Origin of the sequence: Bacillus sp. hwrm1, assembly GCF_040207805.1 — a bacterium.
Taxonomy (GTDB): Bacteria; Bacillota; Bacilli; order Bacillales; family Bacillaceae; genus Bacillus; species Bacillus velezensis.
The window spans coordinates 482,735-498,108 of record NZ_CP157943.1 but is presented as its reverse complement, the minus strand read 5'-3'; the positions used below and the strand labels follow the sequence as shown (position 1 = coordinate 498,108).

The 15,374-nt window shown below is 47.1% G+C and carries 13 protein-coding genes and 1 pseudogene; 6 read left to right on the top strand and 8 right to left on the bottom strand.

The window, feature by feature from the left end:
- Window positions 1-31: 31 nt before the first annotated feature.
- Entirely contained in the window at window positions 32-982 is a 951-nt protein-coding gene (manA, locus tag ABK447_RS02610; protein WP_015418352.1) for a mannose-6-phosphate isomerase, class I, read from the bottom strand.
- A gap of 219 nt (window positions 983-1,201) precedes the next feature.
- On the opposite strand from manA, the gene ABK447_RS02605 reads away from it, so the two are divergent.
- The 3 genes from ABK447_RS02605 to ABK447_RS02595 are packed head-to-tail and all read left to right on the top strand — an operon-like array spanning window position 1,202 to window position 4,892.
- Window positions 1,202-2,653 (top strand): spore germination protein, encoded by a 1,452-nt coding sequence (locus tag ABK447_RS02605; RefSeq protein ID WP_007407505.1) that lies wholly within the window; start codon window positions 1,202-1,204, stop codon window positions 2,651-2,653.
- Window positions 2,654-2,658: 5 nt separating this feature from the next.
- Window positions 2,659-3,765: a GerAB/ArcD/ProY family transporter gene (locus ABK447_RS02600; protein WP_007614158.1), complete on the top strand. Its 1,107-nt coding sequence runs from the start codon at window positions 2,659-2,661 to the stop codon at window positions 3,763-3,765.
- Window positions 3,762-4,892, top strand: coding sequence for a Ger(x)C family spore germination protein (locus tag ABK447_RS02595; RefSeq protein ID WP_020956435.1), 1,131 nt, complete (start codon window positions 3,762-3,764; stop codon window positions 4,890-4,892). Before ABK447_RS02600 ends, ABK447_RS02595 begins: the two co-directional genes overlap by 4 nt.
- 3 nt (window positions 4,893-4,895) lie before the next feature.
- On the opposite strand, the gene ABK447_RS02590 is transcribed toward ABK447_RS02595, so the two are convergent.
- Together ABK447_RS02590 and ABK447_RS02585 are read right to left on the bottom strand one after the other, a co-directional pair.
- Window positions 4,896-6,308, bottom strand: coding sequence for a bifunctional glycosyltransferase family 2 protein/class I SAM-dependent methyltransferase (locus tag ABK447_RS02590; protein WP_083673807.1), 1,413 nt, complete (start codon window positions 6,306-6,308; stop codon window positions 4,896-4,898).
- Window positions 6,309-6,400: 92 nt separating this feature from the next.
- Entirely contained in the window at window positions 6,401-7,777 is a 1,377-nt protein-coding gene (locus tag ABK447_RS02585; protein ID WP_025285372.1) for a sugar porter family MFS transporter, read from the bottom strand.
- Between the two features lie 304 nt (window positions 7,778-8,081).
- Between ABK447_RS02585 and ABK447_RS02580 the strand changes: the two genes are divergently transcribed.
- The 3 genes and pseudogenes from ABK447_RS02580 to ABK447_RS02570 all read left to right on the top strand — a co-directional run bounded on the left by ABK447_RS02580 (window position 8,082) and on the right by ABK447_RS02570 (window position 10,912).
- Entirely contained in the window at window positions 8,082-9,068 is a 987-nt protein-coding gene (locus ABK447_RS02580; protein ID WP_012118595.1) for an LCP family protein, read from the top strand.
- Between the two features lie 155 nt (window positions 9,069-9,223).
- On the top strand, window positions 9,224-10,081 hold the full coding sequence (locus tag ABK447_RS02575) for a Cof-type HAD-IIB family hydrolase (protein WP_025285373.1): 858 nt from the start codon (window positions 9,224-9,226) through the stop codon (window positions 10,079-10,081).
- Between the two features lie 105 nt (window positions 10,082-10,186).
- Window positions 10,187-10,912 (top strand): annotated as a pseudogene (locus ABK447_RS02570) (hypothetical protein).
- Window positions 10,913-10,950: 38 nt separating this feature from the next.
- Here the strand turns inward: ABK447_RS02570 and ABK447_RS02565 are convergent.
- The 5 genes from ABK447_RS02565 to pgsB form a co-directional block, all read right to left on the bottom strand.
- Complete coding sequence (locus ABK447_RS02565) at window positions 10,951-12,186, bottom strand: C40 family peptidase (protein WP_094031338.1); 1,236 nt, start codon at window positions 12,184-12,186, stop codon at window positions 10,951-10,953.
- Between the two features lie 150 nt (window positions 12,187-12,336).
- Window positions 12,337-12,498, bottom strand: coding sequence for a hypothetical protein (locus ABK447_RS02560; RefSeq protein WP_088461759.1), 162 nt, complete (start codon window positions 12,496-12,498; stop codon window positions 12,337-12,339).
- A 7-nt stretch (window positions 12,499-12,505) separates the two neighbouring features.
- Window positions 12,506-13,654 carry a CapA family protein gene (locus ABK447_RS02555; RefSeq protein WP_007614174.1) on the bottom strand — a complete coding sequence of 383 codons (1,149 nt, stop codon included), beginning with the start codon at window positions 13,652-13,654 and terminating at the stop codon, window positions 12,506-12,508.
- An 18-nt stretch (window positions 13,655-13,672) separates the two neighbouring features.
- A complete protein-coding gene (gene pgsC / locus ABK447_RS02550) occupies window positions 13,673-14,122 on the bottom strand; it encodes a poly-gamma-glutamate biosynthesis protein PgsC (RefSeq protein ID WP_003151340.1) in 450 nt (149 codons plus the stop codon).
- 14 nt (window positions 14,123-14,136) lie between these two features.
- On the bottom strand, window positions 14,137-15,318 hold the full coding sequence (gene pgsB / locus ABK447_RS02545) for a poly-gamma-glutamate synthase PgsB (protein WP_003151337.1): 1,182 nt from the start codon (window positions 15,316-15,318) through the stop codon (window positions 14,137-14,139).
- Between the last annotated feature and the right edge of the window lie 56 nt (window positions 15,319-15,374).

Genomic DNA, 15,374 nt, shown 5'->3' with positions numbered 1-15,374 from the left:
CTTAATCCCAGAGCTGGGATTAAGTTTGGTTTTATATATGAGAAACGATGATCGTGCAATCTCCGTTTATCGTAAAGTCAGGCATCTGATCCGGCAGTATGAAATGCGCGCCTTTTTCAAGCTTGGCGGACTTGCCTTCACAGATGATGGAGCCGCTTCCTTCTGTGACGCTGCACAGCATAAACGGAGCGTCCTGGGTCATTTCCGCCGTCCCGCTGATATCCCATTTGTATACAGAAAAATATTCTCCCTGCACAAAGGTTTTGATGGTGACGCCTTTTCTCGTTTCAGTTGATTCATCTAAAAATCCGTCCACATGAGGAACGGTGGCTGCGTTGACGGCATCGCGGATATGCAGCTCACGCGCCTGGCCGTTTTGATCTGTACGCCCGTAATCATATATCCGGTAGGCGGCCTCTGAATTCTGCTGTGTTTCAAGCACGAGCGCCCCCGCGCAAATGGCATGGATGGTACCGCTCGGCACATAATAAAAATCGCCGGGTTTGATCTTCACACGGCGCAGCAGGCCTTCCCAGTCACCGCTGTTAATCATGGTGACAAGTTCCGCTTTCGAACGGGCCGTGTGACCGTATATGATTTCCGCATTTTCTTTACAGTCAATAATGTACCAGCACTCAGATTTCCCCGTTTCGCCCAGTCCATGCTCCTCGGCGTCATAATCGTCAGGATGGACTTTAACGGACAGATGTTGTTTGACGTCCAGTATTTTCGTCAGCAGCGGAAACCGGTCCCCTTCCGTTCCGCCGAATAATTCTCTATGCTGATCCCACAGTTCCATCAAGGTTTTCCCTTGATACGGACCGCTTTTGACCGTGCTCATTCCGTGCGGATGGGCTGATATCGCCCAGCATTCGCCGGTTGTTTCTGAAGGTATGTCATATCCGAATCGTTCGCGTAATAACGTGCCGCCCCATAGTTTTTCTTTACATACAGGCTGTAAAAAAATCGGCTCTTGCGTCATGTTCGTTCCCCTCCCCTTAAAAAGCGGCTCATATCCCATTCCCCCTGTGTCTTTTTTAAAACACGGAGGGAGCCGCGGTTAAAAACAATATGTATAAAATGGCTGACCTGCTCATTATACCATTCGGATGGGGCGGAATGCTCAGTCATTTCCTATTCCAGAATAAAATGCCTTGTTTGTCGCAAATTAAAATAACTGATGGAAAAAGGGGGGAACATTGTGACGATACATGCGGAGCTCGGCAAAAACCTTGAAGTGCTGAAAAAACGGTTCGGCCAAAGCGATGACATGATGTTTTATTCGTTTACGTACGGAAACGGCAAATGTGACGCCTGTCTTATCTATATAGACGGACTGACCGACAATCAATTGCTTGCAGAATATATTATTTCGCCCGTGCAGGCGGCCGCCCGGCATCAAGAGGAACCGGCTGAAACACCGCCGTCATCCATCTCTTTCGGCTATCGTCATACCCGGCTTTCTTCACTTAAGGACGCGGAGGCAGACATTTTCTCCGGCAAATCGGTTTTGCTGGCGGAGGGGTGGGAGGAAGCTCTTTCGTTTGAGACGGAAACATTTAAAATGCGTGATATTGAAGAACCGTCTTCAGAAGTGCTTGAACGGGGGCCGAGGATAGGTTTTGTCGAAAAGCTTCGGACGAACACGGCGCTTTTGCGCGAGCAGTCCGGTGATCCTAACCTCCAGATCAAAGAGATCACACTCGGCGAACGGACAAAAAAGAGGATCGCCGTTGCCTACATTCGGGATATTGCCCCTGATGATGTTGTAAAAGAAGTGATGAAAAGACTGGAGTCCATCACCATTGACGACATTCCGGAATCAGGAGCGATCGAGCAGCTTATTGAAGATAACACGTATTCTATTTTCCCGACCGTCTTGACGACCGAACGGCCCGACCGGGTTATGGGCGCTCTTTTGGAAGGAAGGGTTTCCATTCTTGTAGACGGAACGCCTTTTACCCTTTTGGTGCCGGCCACCGTTGATGAATTTATCCACTCCCCTGACGATTATAATCAGCGGTGGGTTCCGGTTACCTTTCTCAGGCTGCTTCGGTATACATGCATTTTAATCACGATTTATTTACCCGGCCTTTACATATCGCTCGTTACGTTTCACACGGGGCTCTTACCGACGAGAATGGCGGTTACGATTGCCGGGAGCAGATTGAATGTCCCGTTCCCCCCTTTTGTTGAAGCGTTTATCATGATTTTTACGATTGAGATGATCAGAGAAGCCGGACTCAGGCTGCCGAAGCCGATCGGACAGACGATCGGCCTGATCGGGGGCGTGGTGATCGGACAGGCCGCCGTTCAGGCGAATATTGTCAGCGCGATGATGGTCATTGTCGTATCCGTTACGGCGTTGGCTTCTTTTACGGCGCCCTCCTATGCGTTCAATTTTCCGCTGAGGCTCATCCGTATTTTTTCGATGATTTTGTCGGCGATATTAGGTTTATACGGACTGATCATGTGCTATCTGCTTGTCATCGGCCATCTGATGCGTCTGAAAAGCTTCGGTCAGGACTATCTTATTCCGATCATGGCGCAGCCTGGCCAGGACTTAAAGGATACGATCGTCAGACTGCCGACGCCTCTTTTGAAAAAACGGCCGACCAGAAAAGAGACGAAAGATAAAATCAAGCAAAGGTGATCCCCATGAAAAAACCGGAAGACAAGCTGTCGTTTATGCAGACACTTCTCATGGTAAGCGGAACAATGATCGGAGCGGGCGTGTTAACACTGCCGCGCTCCGCCGCAACAGCGGACAGTCCGAGCGGATGGATCATTATTCTTGTGCAGAGTGTCGTGTTTATCGGCATCGTCCTGCTCTTTATGCCGTTTTTGCAGAAAAACAGCGGGGAAACCATTTATGAGCTGAATCAAAGCATCATGGGCCGCGCCATCGGTTCTCTTCTGAATTTATTCATCAGTTGTTATTTTGTCGTCACCGTCTGTTTTCAAGCACGTTTTCTCGGTGAAGTCATCAATTACTTTTTACTGAAAAATACGCCGATGGGTGTCGTCATATTCATCTTTCTGGCGGTCGGCATTTACCATGTGACCGGCGGGGTCTATCCCATTTCAAAGCTTTATGCCTATCTGTTTCCGATTGCGATCGTCATTCTGATTACGCTGCTCATATTCAGTTTGAGACTGTTTAAGCTGGATTTCGTCCGCCCGGTCATGGAAGGAGGCTACAAAAGCTTTTTTGAGCTGTTTCCGCGGACCCTTCTGTATTTTTCGGGACTTGAGGTGATTCTTTATCTGGTGCCGTTTATGAAAAACCCGAAGCAGGCGAAAAAGGCGGCTGTCTTCGGCATCGCAGGCGCGAGCATTTTTTACAGCTTTACGCTGCTTGTCGTCATCGGCTGTATGTCGGTCGCTGAAGCCAAAACGGTGACGTATCCGACCATTTCCCTGATTCATGCCTTGGAAATCCGGGGCATTTTCATTGAGCGGTTTGATATCTTTCTTTTAATTACGTGGACATGCCAGCAGTTCACCTGTATGCTCGGTTCTTTTAAAGGAGCGCATCTCGGATTAAACACCATTTTCAAACTGAAAAATAAAAACAATGCCTGGCTGCTGGGAGGCTTATTGGCAGTGACATTCGGCCTTTCGATGTACCCCGATGATATCAATAGTGTGTTTGCATTTGCGAATATTCTCGGATATGCGTTTTTTGCCGTCATTATGATTCCTTTTCTCATCTGGTTTGTCAGCTGGATGAAAAAAATAGCCGGGAGGAAACAGACGTCATGACACTTTTCATAAAATGGGCGGCGGCGCTTTTCATACTGATGACGCTTTCAGGATGCTGGGACGCGAAGGAAGTCGAAAAGCTGTCTTTCGCCCGGGGGCTGGCGATAGACGAGACGAGTGACCGCCGATATAAATTAACCTATCAAAACCTGCTGCCCCAAAGCGAAAACAGCCAGGCTTCCGGCCGGCCCGTGTTTGTCAATGTGACGACGCGGGGGGATACCATTCTTGAAGCCGTCAGTGAAGTCTCTTTAAAAGATCCGCCTGTTTACAGCGATCATTTAAAAGTGCTGATATTCAGCGACAAATTGCTGGCCGACCAAAATATACTGCAGATGATGAATCATTTTATCCGCGATGATGAATTACGGCGGAGCAGCTATCTCTTCGCGGCAAGAGGAAAAGCGTCCGATATTCTGACGGAGCCGACGCCGAATCAGCAGCAGCCCATGGCCGCGGAAAAGCTGATCGACCTTACGAACAACGGCGGCTACAACGGGAAGATTTTAAAACCGCTCCGAATCGGGAGAGCTTCGATTTACTGCCATAATAAACTCAGTTTTCTCATTCAGGCCGTCAGCAATCAAAAAGGAAAAACGGTGTATGACGGAGCGGCCATTATCAAAAACGCAAAACAAAACAGATTGGCGGGCTTTCTGTCATCATACGAAATACAGAGCCTGAATTGGCTGATGGGGACGATACGGGGCGGCGTGCTGCCCGCTTTGGATAAAGGGGGGCACCCGATTACCTTCGAGATCAAAAAATCAACATCCGCCATCACTCCCAGGCTGAAAAACGGGAAGCTTTCATTTCATGTAGCGGTAAAAACAAAAGGACTTTTGTCAGAGGATCAATATGCCGGAGAAGATTCATTCGATCAGCACTATTTAAACGGGCTGGAAAAGATTTTCGAAAAAAAACTGAAAAGCGATGTGAAAGAAGTCATCGATAAGCTGCAGAATCAATATGAAACGGACCCTGTATTCTTTTCTGACAGAGTCCGCATTCAATATCCCGACTATTGGAAGAAAGTAAAGCATCATTGGGATGAGACCTTCTCCGAAGCGGCTTTTGACTATGATGTTTCCATTCAGATTACCAACTTCGGAACGATGGGACGGTAGCCTTCAGCCTGTTTTTTCGACACGGAGGAGAATCTGATAAATCCGGCTTTGTTCGGGCAGCTGTGTCACCGGAAATTGCATCGATTGCGCCATTCGTGTGATTTCCTGTAAAAACAGCTGCACCCGCTCATCCACGTGAACATACGTATAGGACTGCTTTTTCACAGCAAATGTCTCTTCCGGAAAGAGCGTGCGCACCGTCTGCGGCGTAAAAAACCGCAAGTGGGTGCGGTCGAGTATGCCGGCGTCTCTGTATGTCCAGTCACCGAGCAGAAGCGGAAACAGCGCTTCGGCGTGGGAAATATTCGGAATGCTGCAAACGATTGATCCGGCAGGCGACAAATAGGATGAGTACGTTTCAATGACGCGCCACGGGTCTTTTAAGTGCTCAAGGATGTCCGCGAAAATGATGCAATCAAAAAAGCCTTCCGGATAAGGCAGCTTCACTTCTTCGACATCTTCCTGCAGCACCGCTTCATAGTATCCTTTTGCCGCTTGCGCCGCCAGCGGGTGCAGTTCTATTCCGTACAGTTCGCAAGGCTGTCTGTTTTGAAGTTCCAGCCCCGTAGCCCCCGCGCCGCAGCCGACATCAAGTATCCGTTTCGCCTCCCGGGGAACGAGCTCCGCAATTTCCGGTCTCGGATGAGTAAAGTACGTGAAATCAGTGCCCCATTTTTCCGTAAAACGCTGGCGGTTCTCCGAATATAACTGATTGATATTGATATCCTGATTAGCCGTAAACGTCGCGTGCCCGTGGTGATGCACAAAGGCATCGAGGGCGATGTGCAGGCTGTAGCCTTTTTGCAGGGCGCGCAGACATAAGTCATCATCTTCAAAAGAACCGTATCCGAATTGCTCATCGAACGGGCCGATGTCTTCAATGACGCTTCTTTTCACCAGAAGACAGAAGCCGACAAGGCGCAGCACCCGCTTTGTATGATGCTTTTCCCGTGCGCAATATGCCTCCGCGAATGACTCCAGCTCATCAAGCGATTGATATGCGTCGTGGATCATTTGCGCGCCGCTGACATAGTTGCTGACAGGCCCGACCATACCGGTTTTTTCAGATTGATACAGCACCCTCAGCATGGAGGTGAGCCAATTTTTCGTGACCATCGTATCGTTGTTCAGAAACAGCAGATTTTCTCCCCCTGCCGCTTCGATTCCCTGGTTGCACCCCTTGGCGAACCCGAGGTTTTTTTCATTTAGGATGACTTTGACGTCAGGCAGATTTGATATGTATTCTCTCGTTCCGTCTGAGGAACCGTTGTCAACTATAATCAGTTCAATCTTATCTTTGTCGGTGTATCGTTCAATGCTGGCCAGACATTTTTTCGTCAGCTCAAGTTCATTATATGTAAGGATAATAATACTCGTTTTCACCGGCATCCCCGCCTTTATCGTGACTTTATACAACGTATGACATATCCCCGTCATTTATGTGACCGGGCGCCCGCACGGCATCCGTTTTGAGGGGCCGGTGAATAACCGCCCCCTAAAACTGAATATTACGGATGAACTGTCCGCCGATTTGATTCTGATCCCGAGCCTCCGTTACGGCTTTTCAGATCCTGCTCAATTTCTTCAAGGCTTTTCCCCTTCGTCTCGGTCACTTTAAACCGGACGAACAGGAATGCCAGTATCCCGATCGCGGCATAAATGAGAAATAAATAGCTGATGCCGACTGCTTCCATTAACATCGGATAGGTTAATGAGACAATCAATGTTCCGGCATGCAGCATCAAAGTGGAGACACCCGTCCCGATACCCCGGACATGCAGCGGGAATAATTCAGGAAGCATGACCCACACGGCAGGCCCCCAGCTGACCGCAAATACAACAATAAACAGGCCTAAACAAATCACCGTTGTCCATGATGCGGCTGCTGAATGTTCAAAGAAAAGATTGACCGCGGCCAATACGAGCAGACTGATGACCATGCCCGCATTACCGGCCAGCAGCAGCGGCTTCCGGCCGATCTTATCAATGACTTTAATAGCCGCAAGCGTCATGATGACATTGACGGCGCCGATTCCGACCGTTCCCAATATAGACGCGGAATTGCCGAACCCGACACTGGTAAATGTTTTCGGGGCGTAATAAATAATTGTATTTGTCCCGATGAATTGCTGCAAAAAGGCAAGTCCGAGGCCGGCAATCAGCGCGGGTCTCACCCACGGCTCAAACAATTCTTTCAAGCCGCCTTCGTTTTCCTTTTCCGCTTCTTTCATCTGATCAATCTCATCATCAATATTCTTCGTTCCCCGCAATGATGAAAGGATTTCTCTTGCTTTCTCTTCTTTGCCGATCGTAAACAGCCAGCGCGGGCTTTCCGGCATAAATAGGATTCCGATCAGCAGAATGACTGACGGCACAACCGCAAGTCCAAGCATCCAGCGCCAAGCGCCTGCATCGGCAAATATATAGTTCACGATATAAGAAACGAGGATTCCGACCGTAATCATCAGCTGATTCAGCGAAGAAAGCGCCCCTCGTTTATGCTTCGGAGCCAGCTCCGATAAATAGAGCGGAACGATCGTTGTAGATGTTCCGACAGCCAGTCCGAGAATGATCCGGAAAAGAACCATCACCTCTGTATTCGGGGCAAAAGCGACTCCTAAACCGCCTATACAAAACAGCAGCGCCGCTCCCATGATGGCCTTCCGCCTGCCGAACCGGTCGGTCAGTTTGCCGGCGAACCCCGACCCGAGAATCGCCCCCGCCAATAACGAACTGACGACGAGGCCTTCTGTAAAGGCGTTCAGTCCCAGTTCTTTTTTCATAAATAAAATAGCTCCGGAAATGACTCCGGTATCATATCCGTATAACGCGCCGCCGAGTGCGCCGAAAAAATAGAGCCATTTATTCGAGTGTATGCTTTTCATGTTATATAGACTCCCTTCATCCAACGCTGTATCCGCGCGGAATTGTTCTACTGCTTCTTTTGCCTGTTTCCGTCCGTTTCAAACCTTCCGCACCGTTAATATCCATTATTTTACTAATTATTTTTTACAAAGCGACGAAACATTTCCCGCTTCCTGCCGTCCAATATAATGTGAACCTGATGCAAAAATAACAGTAGATGTTGTCGAAATAGAGAGAAAGATTTGGAATTTTCTCATTTGCAGAGTTGCTCCAAGTCAACAATTATGGTACGCTTCACAAAGAATAGAAACGAGAGGTAATGATATGGAAGAACGATCTCAACGCAGAAAAAAGAAAAGACGCCTCAGAAAATGGGTGAAATTTGTACTGGTATTCGCCGCTTTCTTATTGGTGATCGCCGGTTCCGTCGGCACCTACGCATTTGTGAAATTGAATAATGCGACCAAAGAAGCGCACGTCAGCCTTGACCGCGGCGACCAGTCCGTAAAACGGATCAAAGAATTTGACCCGAAGAAGGATTCTTTCACCGTATTGCTTTTAGGAATAGACGCCCGTGACAATAAGGGCGAATCAGTAGATGACGCAAGAAGTGACGCCAACGTGCTCGTCACCTTCAACCGGAAAAAGAAAACAGCGACGATGCTCAGCATTCCGCGGGATTCCTATGTCAACATCCCGGGACACGGCTATGACAAATTCGCGCACGCACATGCTTACGGCGGTTATAATTTAACTTATAAAACAGTAGAAAACATGCTTGATATTCCGGTAGATTATGTGGTTGAGAGCAACTTCGACGCGTTCCGCGATGTCGTCAATGAGTTGAACGGCGTTACGGTAAATGTGAAAAGCCAGAAAATTGCCGATCGTATTAAAGTCGATACAAAAGGAAAAGTCGTGCTGAAGCCGGGCGTCCAGACGCTTGACGGTGAGCAGGCACTGGCTTATGTAAGAACACGCAAAGCGGACACCGATCTGATGCGCGGACAAAGACAGATGGAAGTGCTGAGCGCCATTATTAAAAAATCTAAATCGTTAAGCTCGATCCCATCTTATGACGATATCGTCGACAGCTTAGGGAAAAACTTAAAAATGAACTTATCTCTTAATGACGCCATCGGTCTGTTTCCGTTTATCACATCGCTGAAATCGGTGGATTCTTTGCAGCTGACAGGTTCAGACAGCTATATTTACACTCCTCAGTACGGCAAAAATATTTATTACTTCAAGCTGAATGAGGAAAACCTTCAAGAAGTAAAAACAAAATTAAAAAATGATTTAGACGCGTAAGACGTCACGGCGGGGTTTTAGAAACCCCGCCGTTTTTCTGTTGAAAAAAAGGACATGAAGGTATAGCCTTTTAACTGAAGGCTTTCTGCTGATTTCGCACAAAGCTGAACATACTACATGAAGCAGCTTTATTTTTAAGGAGGGCATCCATACATATGAAATTGATAGCCATTGACTTAGACGGCACATTACTGAACTCGGACAGTGTGATTTCTCCGGAAAACAGAGCGGCTTTACAAAGAGCGGATGAAGCGGGCATTCTCGTGGCCATCTGCACGGGCAGAGCCACGTTTGATGTAAAAGCGCTCTTGAAGGATTTAGATATTCCGATCATTGCGGCAAACGGCGGGACAGTCCATGACAAAGGATACCGCTCCGTCAGCCGGCTCTTAATGGATCAGCAGGCCGGGAAGGATATCGCCGCTTATTTAACGGACAAAGACATTTACTTTGAGGTCTATACAGATGATCATCTGCTGTCCCCATTTGACGGCGAGTCCAAACTGCAGGCAGAACTGGATATTCTGAAAAGCGCCAATCCCAAGGAAGATATTCAGACATTATGGGAGGGCGCAAAGACGCAGTTCAAACAATTCGGCATTAAACCCGTACAGGATATACAGGCGATTTTTAACGGAGACGAACATGTTTACAAGCTTCTTTGTTTCTCTTTTGATATGGAAAAACTGAGAAACGCCAAAGAAGAAATTACACATCATCCGAAATTATCCCAGACATCTTCCGGAAAACACATTATCGAAATCCTCCCTGCCGGTTCCGGAAAGGGACGTGCTCTGACGGAGCTTGCCTCACTGTACGGAATTGAAAAACAGGATATTTACGCCATCGGCGACAGCCCGAATGATTTCTCCATGTTTGAAGCGGCGGGAAACCGCATCGCCATGGGCAATGCGATTGATGAACTGAAGGAAAAAAGCACGTATATTACAAAAAGCAACGATGAAAACGGCGTCGCATATTTCATCAACCGGCTTCTCGACAACGATCAATAAAAGGAAAAAGCCAGGTCTTTCACGGCCTGGCTTTTCACGTTTTCCAAAAAAGAAATTCCCAAAAATGAAAATAAATTGTAAGATAAAGAAAAAAGGAGTTTCATGATGTCGAATGCAATCGCTATTATAGGATGTTTAGCTTTTCTCTGCGCAGTCGGATACGGAATATTCCACCTCATATGCAAAGCGGCAAAAAAAGAAAAACGTTTTTCAAAAAAGCTGTATTGGCCCCTTCTCATCGGCGGATTTATCCTGCTTCTGACCGGCGCCTCCCTCGCAGAGCCGGACGCCTCGGCCGTGAAGGCAGAGGAGAAATACAGCACCCTTGATACCGCTTATCAAAAATTGACGAAGGAACACCAGGCGCTTGAGAAAAAATATGAAAGCATCAGTGCCGCGGCCGAATAGGAGAAATCCGAAGCCGAAGCCGGCAATGAAGAAAAACTCAGCAAACTCAGCCAAGAGATAAGCGAGCTGAAAAAAACAAACAAATCACTCAAACAAGACAATGAGAAATTAAAAAATTCACAAAAGAAGCTCGAAAAGACCGCTGAAACGCTTCAGTCAAAAAATAAAACTTTAAAGCGGCAGAAAGCAGAAACAAAAACATTCGAAAACGCGGAAACGGCGCAAAACAACGCCCCTTCCTCCGGCGGACATGCCGAAACGAAAGCAGCCGGCACCTCACAGGGATGCGACATTAAAGGCAGCCGGAACGGCATTTATCACACGCCGGGAAGTACATACTACGACCGGACGACAGATCCCGCGGAAATGTTCTGTTCCGTAGAGGATGCGGTAGCGGCCGGATACAGAGCGCCGAAACGGTAAAAGAAAAAGACGTCAGAGACACTCTCTGACGTCTTTTTTTACGGAAGCCGGATGCCGCCCGCATATTTGTCCTTCCAATAAGCGCTTGTGTTCATATTTGTTATGGTAACGCCTGCGGACACGGTGACATGAATCACTTGTCCGTTCCCGATATAAATGGCCGGATTCAGGCTTTCCGCTTTAAAGAAGACCAGATCGCCGGGCTTCAGATCTTGTTTATCGACCGGAACGCCCGCCTGCATCTGCTTGTCCGCATAACGCGGCAGGCTGATTCCTTTCGCTTTTTGATAGATGTATTGAACAAATCCCGCCGTATCAAAGCCGGTTTCCGGTGAAACGCCGCCTTTCAGATAAGAAATTCCGATATGATCGGCCGCTGTGGACACAACGGGATTTTCTTTAGAAATGGCTAAATTGCTGAATCGGCGCACACCTGTAAAATGTTTTTTCCAGTAATCTTCCGACAAGTAAGAAATGGTGACTTTTTCGGAGCGGCTTGCTTGGATGAACCTTCCCTCTCCCGCATAAATGCCCGCATGGGAAATTCCTTTTTTATACGTGTCGCTGAAATAAATCACGTCCCCGGGCTTTATGCCGCTCAGTTTGATTTTCTCACCGACCAGCCACTGCTGTTCCGCTGATCTCGGCAGGTAAATGTGAAGCTTGTTTTCAAAAACATATTGGACCAGCCCCGAACAGTCGAATCCCTCCTCGGGCGTGCTTCCGCCGAATACATACGGAATGTCAAGGTAACGGGCTGCCTCCTGAACGATCGGGTCATCAGCCAGTTCCGGATCTTTTGTAATCCGCTTTGCGCCAAGATATAAATTCATCCAATAACTGCTTTTTTGAAACCGTTTGACGGTTACGCCTTCTGACGGAGAACTGTGTATCATCTCTCCGTTTCCGATATAAAGACCGTCATGGACGGGCGCGTTTTGTGTTGAATCCGACTTTTTGAAAAACACAAGATCTCCCGGTAAAAGGTCATTTTCGTTGACGGCGGTTCCGACTTTCCATTGATCACTTACCGTTCTCGGCAGATGGATGTTCTGCCTGCTGAAAAGATAATGCATCAATCCGGACGGATCAAAACCGTCCTCAGGCTCTTCGCCTCCGTAAACATATTTATTTCCGACAAGTTTTTGCGCGTCTGAAACCATCAGGACAGAAACTTGAGAATCCGCTTCAGCAATTTCCGTTCTCGTTACTGCGGGTGCCACAAGACAAATCATAAGGCCGGCAAGGATGTACTTCCTCCAGCTTGTGAGCATGTTTTCTATTCACTCTCCTCATTTTTAGTAGTTTTTACATCGGTAACTTTTAACAAATGTTTAGGAGAGCACACAAAAAAAGAATGCCCGATATGGGCATTCTTTACTGGATTCGGAACAAACAATATGCCGGCAAGCGGAATCATGCGCTTATTTTGCGCTCGCTGTGTCCTCTTGCTGAATCTTTTGCATTTCCGTGTCAATTTTTTGTTTTTCCTGATCTGTGAGCTGATCATTGTATTTAAACGCTGACATAAACATAAATACCATAATGATCGCGGCAAACGGCCATCCCGCTTTAATGATTTTCATTTGTTTTTCACTCCGCTTTCTTTTTTAAGATATCGCTGTGATCCACATCAAACGTTAATTTTCCATCCTTGACGCTCCAATCGAAATTCGATTCTTTCGTCAGTTCACGTACGATCGTTTTATGATTGATGCTGCCTTTTTTAACCGGTGCAGGCGTGGCTTCATGAATATTCATCGGCGTGACTTCAAAGCGTCCCGTGCCGTTTTTCTGCAGATGATATTGAACAAGCGCCGTGTCTCTCGTTCTTGTCCACCCCTGGTCGAATACGAAGTTGCCCAGGCTGTAGAAAATAACAGTGCCGTGGTACATTTCGATCGGTTCTAGCACGTGCGGATGGTGTCCGACGATAATATCCGCTCCGGCATCTGACATTGCTCTTGCCAATTGGCGCTGTCTGTCATTCGGATCATTATCGTATTCCTGTCCCCAGTGTGTTTGAACAATGACAAGATCGGCTTTCTTTTTGGCTTTAGAAATCATCGGAATAAACAGCTCTGGATCGGCCGGAAGCACACCCGGCGCATTTCGTTTAGCTGCAAAGCCTTTTCCGGAAACATCAGTGAAACCCAGTGTTGCGATTTTGATTCCGTTTACATCTTGATACGAAATGTTCTGCTCGGCTTCCTTCAGCGTGAGGCCCGCGCCGACAAGTTCAAGATTTTGCTTTGAAAACTCTTCAACCGTATCCCGCATTCCCTGAGGGCCGTAATCCATCGCATGGTTGTTGGCTGCCGTGAGAACGGTGAAATTCATGTCCTTCAATACTTTTACGGCATCTTTGTTTGACTGAAGGTGGATATTTTTTTCTGCTTCTTTGTAGTTCTTTTTATATGTAACCGGGTTTTCAAAGTTCCCCGACACATAGTCGGATGCTTCGAAGAATGGCTTTGCGTAACGGAAGACACTCTCCGTGCCTTTATGCTTTGTCACTTTCTCGACATTCCGGCCCATCATAATATCTCCGACGAATGAGGCTGATACAAGGTCATCGGCATTTCTTTTCACACTCGGCGTTTCCGCCTTCCCTGTCAGGATGCAGACGAACATCAGGCAAAAGACGATCGGCAGCGCGATAAAAACGTGAAGATTGGTCTTCTTTTTCTGCTGTTTGGTCAGCTTCAGCAGTTTTTCTTGAAAGCTTAATTGTTTTTTCATCGTTTGACACACCTTACATTAGATTAAGTAGTAAGCAAACATAATGGCAAAAGTTGCGCCGCTTAAGAACAGCGTGCTGGCAAATGTAATCGTTAATCCCTGTTTCTGAATGGTATTGGCGATCAGACCCGGTACGATGATACCGATTCCTCGGAATTCTGATATCTCAAACGGTACGATCGGGTAAAGGAAATCAAGGGCGATTTTTAAGCAGATTCCCGTTATCAGCATGGCTGCGAATTTTCTGCGTCCGTACAAAATCATAAATCTGGATAAACCGTATTTGACGATCACGTATGTAAGAAGACTCACTAACAATACGAGTAAAATAAAGACCGGCTGGTTAAAAACGAGCCCTAAATAACCCGGCACGACTAAACCGGCAGGTACGATACCTGTTTTTTCCGCGAAAATTAAACTGATTAACACGCCTAAAATAAGTGAGATGTATAAATCTGATCCGAACATTTATCCTTTTCCTCCTAGCTAACGAGCTGTTTCACCTTATACTCTTGAATTTTTTCAATTAATGGTTCCGCTGAACCGTGGATATTGCCGACGCCATATATGACACGGTTTTGCATTCTTGTTTTCAGCACGTCCATGATTTCGTCTGTTGATTTATATTCCAGATCGTGCAATGTATCGGCAGGAATCTTGCCTTCTTCATAAGCTCTGACGATCGGTTCAGTCGTCTCGCCGATGAGTATGAGTTCCTTCGTTTTAATGTACGGAAGCACGTCGTTTGCGAACTGAATCGTTCTGTCCACACGGTCGGCGCGGCAGTTCATGATAACGATCGGTTCATCTGTCGGGTAGCCGATTTCCTTTACACGTTTCCATATATTTAAAGTAGAAGATGCATCATTTGCGGCAAAGCCGTTTACGAAATGACCGGGCTCCTTCGTGCTGAGCAGCGGCAGGATTCTCATGGCGCCAGGATCAGGCGGCGCATTCAGCATTCCTTTAAACGCCGTTTCTTCATCTATCCCAAGAGCCTGGGCAACGCCGAGCGCAAGGGAAGCGTTATCAGGAAAGACCATATATTCAAATTTACGAAGGTATTCATCTGTAATTTTAGAGTTATCCGCAATAATGACCTCGGTATTCCGCTCTGCGGCTTTTTCTTTAAAGAAGTCTGTGTATTCACTGTCTGTAATGACAAGGTGACCGTTATACGGTATCGTCGCGGTAAATGCTTCAGCGATTTCATCAAGCGTCGGCCCCATGACGTCCATATGGTCTTCAAGCACATTCACGATGACGCCGATGTTGGCTTGAAGGAGTTCTTCCTGAAAGATAATCTGATAATCCGGGTTTACCGCCATACATTCACTGACAATGGCATTGGCGCCCCGTTCTACGGTTTCCTTCATTACTTCTTTTTGCTCGCCGATATTCGGGCCCTGCGGTTTCCGTTTGATCGGTTTCTCCTCAGGTGTATCCCAATAGATCATCCTTGCATCTGTTCCCGTCGTTTTTCCGACTGTTTTGTAGCCCGCCTCCATCAGTATTCCGGTCGTCAGCCTCGTTACGGTTGACTTTCCGCGGATACCATTAATATTGACGCGTACTGGCAGAGCATCGATATTCTTCTGATGCCGCCTTTTTTCAATGATTCCGATGATTAGTACGGCAGCACAGGCTATAATGAGTAACCACATTGATTTTTGACATCTCCTTCTGTATTGATAAATTCATTCATCAGTATATAGCTTCA

What these genes read in the sequence shown, in the direction of transcription:
- pgsB (WP_003151337.1), bottom strand. Translation starts at nt 15,318, where the DNA reads ATGTGGTTACTCATTATAGCCTGTGCTGCCGTACTAATCATCGGAATC.
- ABK447_RS02560 (WP_088461759.1), bottom strand. Translation starts at nt 12,498, where the DNA reads ATGAAAATCATTAAAGCGGGATGGCCGTTTGCCGCGATCATTATGGTA.
- pgsC (WP_003151340.1), bottom strand. Translation starts at nt 14,122, where the DNA reads ATGTTCGGATCAGATTTATACATCTCACTTATTTTAGGCGTGTTAATC.
- ABK447_RS02575 (WP_025285373.1), top strand. Translation starts at nt 9,224, where the DNA reads ATGAAATTGATAGCCATTGACTTAGACGGCACATTACTGAACTCGGAC.
- ABK447_RS02585 (WP_025285372.1), bottom strand. Translation starts at nt 7,777, where the DNA reads ATGAAAAGCATACACTCGAATAAATGGCTCTATTTTTTCGGCGCACTC.
- ABK447_RS02595 (WP_020956435.1), top strand. Translation starts at nt 3,762, where the DNA reads ATGACACTTTTCATAAAATGGGCGGCGGCGCTTTTCATACTGATGACG.
- ABK447_RS02600 (WP_007614158.1), top strand. Translation starts at nt 2,659, where the DNA reads ATGAAAAAACCGGAAGACAAGCTGTCGTTTATGCAGACACTTCTCATG.
- manA (WP_015418352.1), bottom strand. Translation starts at nt 982, where the DNA reads ATGACGCAAGAGCCGATTTTTTTACAGCCTGTATGTAAAGAAAAACTA.
- ABK447_RS02580 (WP_012118595.1), top strand. Translation starts at nt 8,082, where the DNA reads ATGGAAGAACGATCTCAACGCAGAAAAAAGAAAAGACGCCTCAGAAAA.
- ABK447_RS02565 (WP_094031338.1), bottom strand. Translation starts at nt 12,186, where the DNA reads ATGCTCACAAGCTGGAGGAAGTACATCCTTGCCGGCCTTATGATTTGT.
- ABK447_RS02555 (WP_007614174.1), bottom strand. Translation starts at nt 13,654, where the DNA reads ATGAAAAAACAATTAAGCTTTCAAGAAAAACTGCTGAAGCTGACCAAA.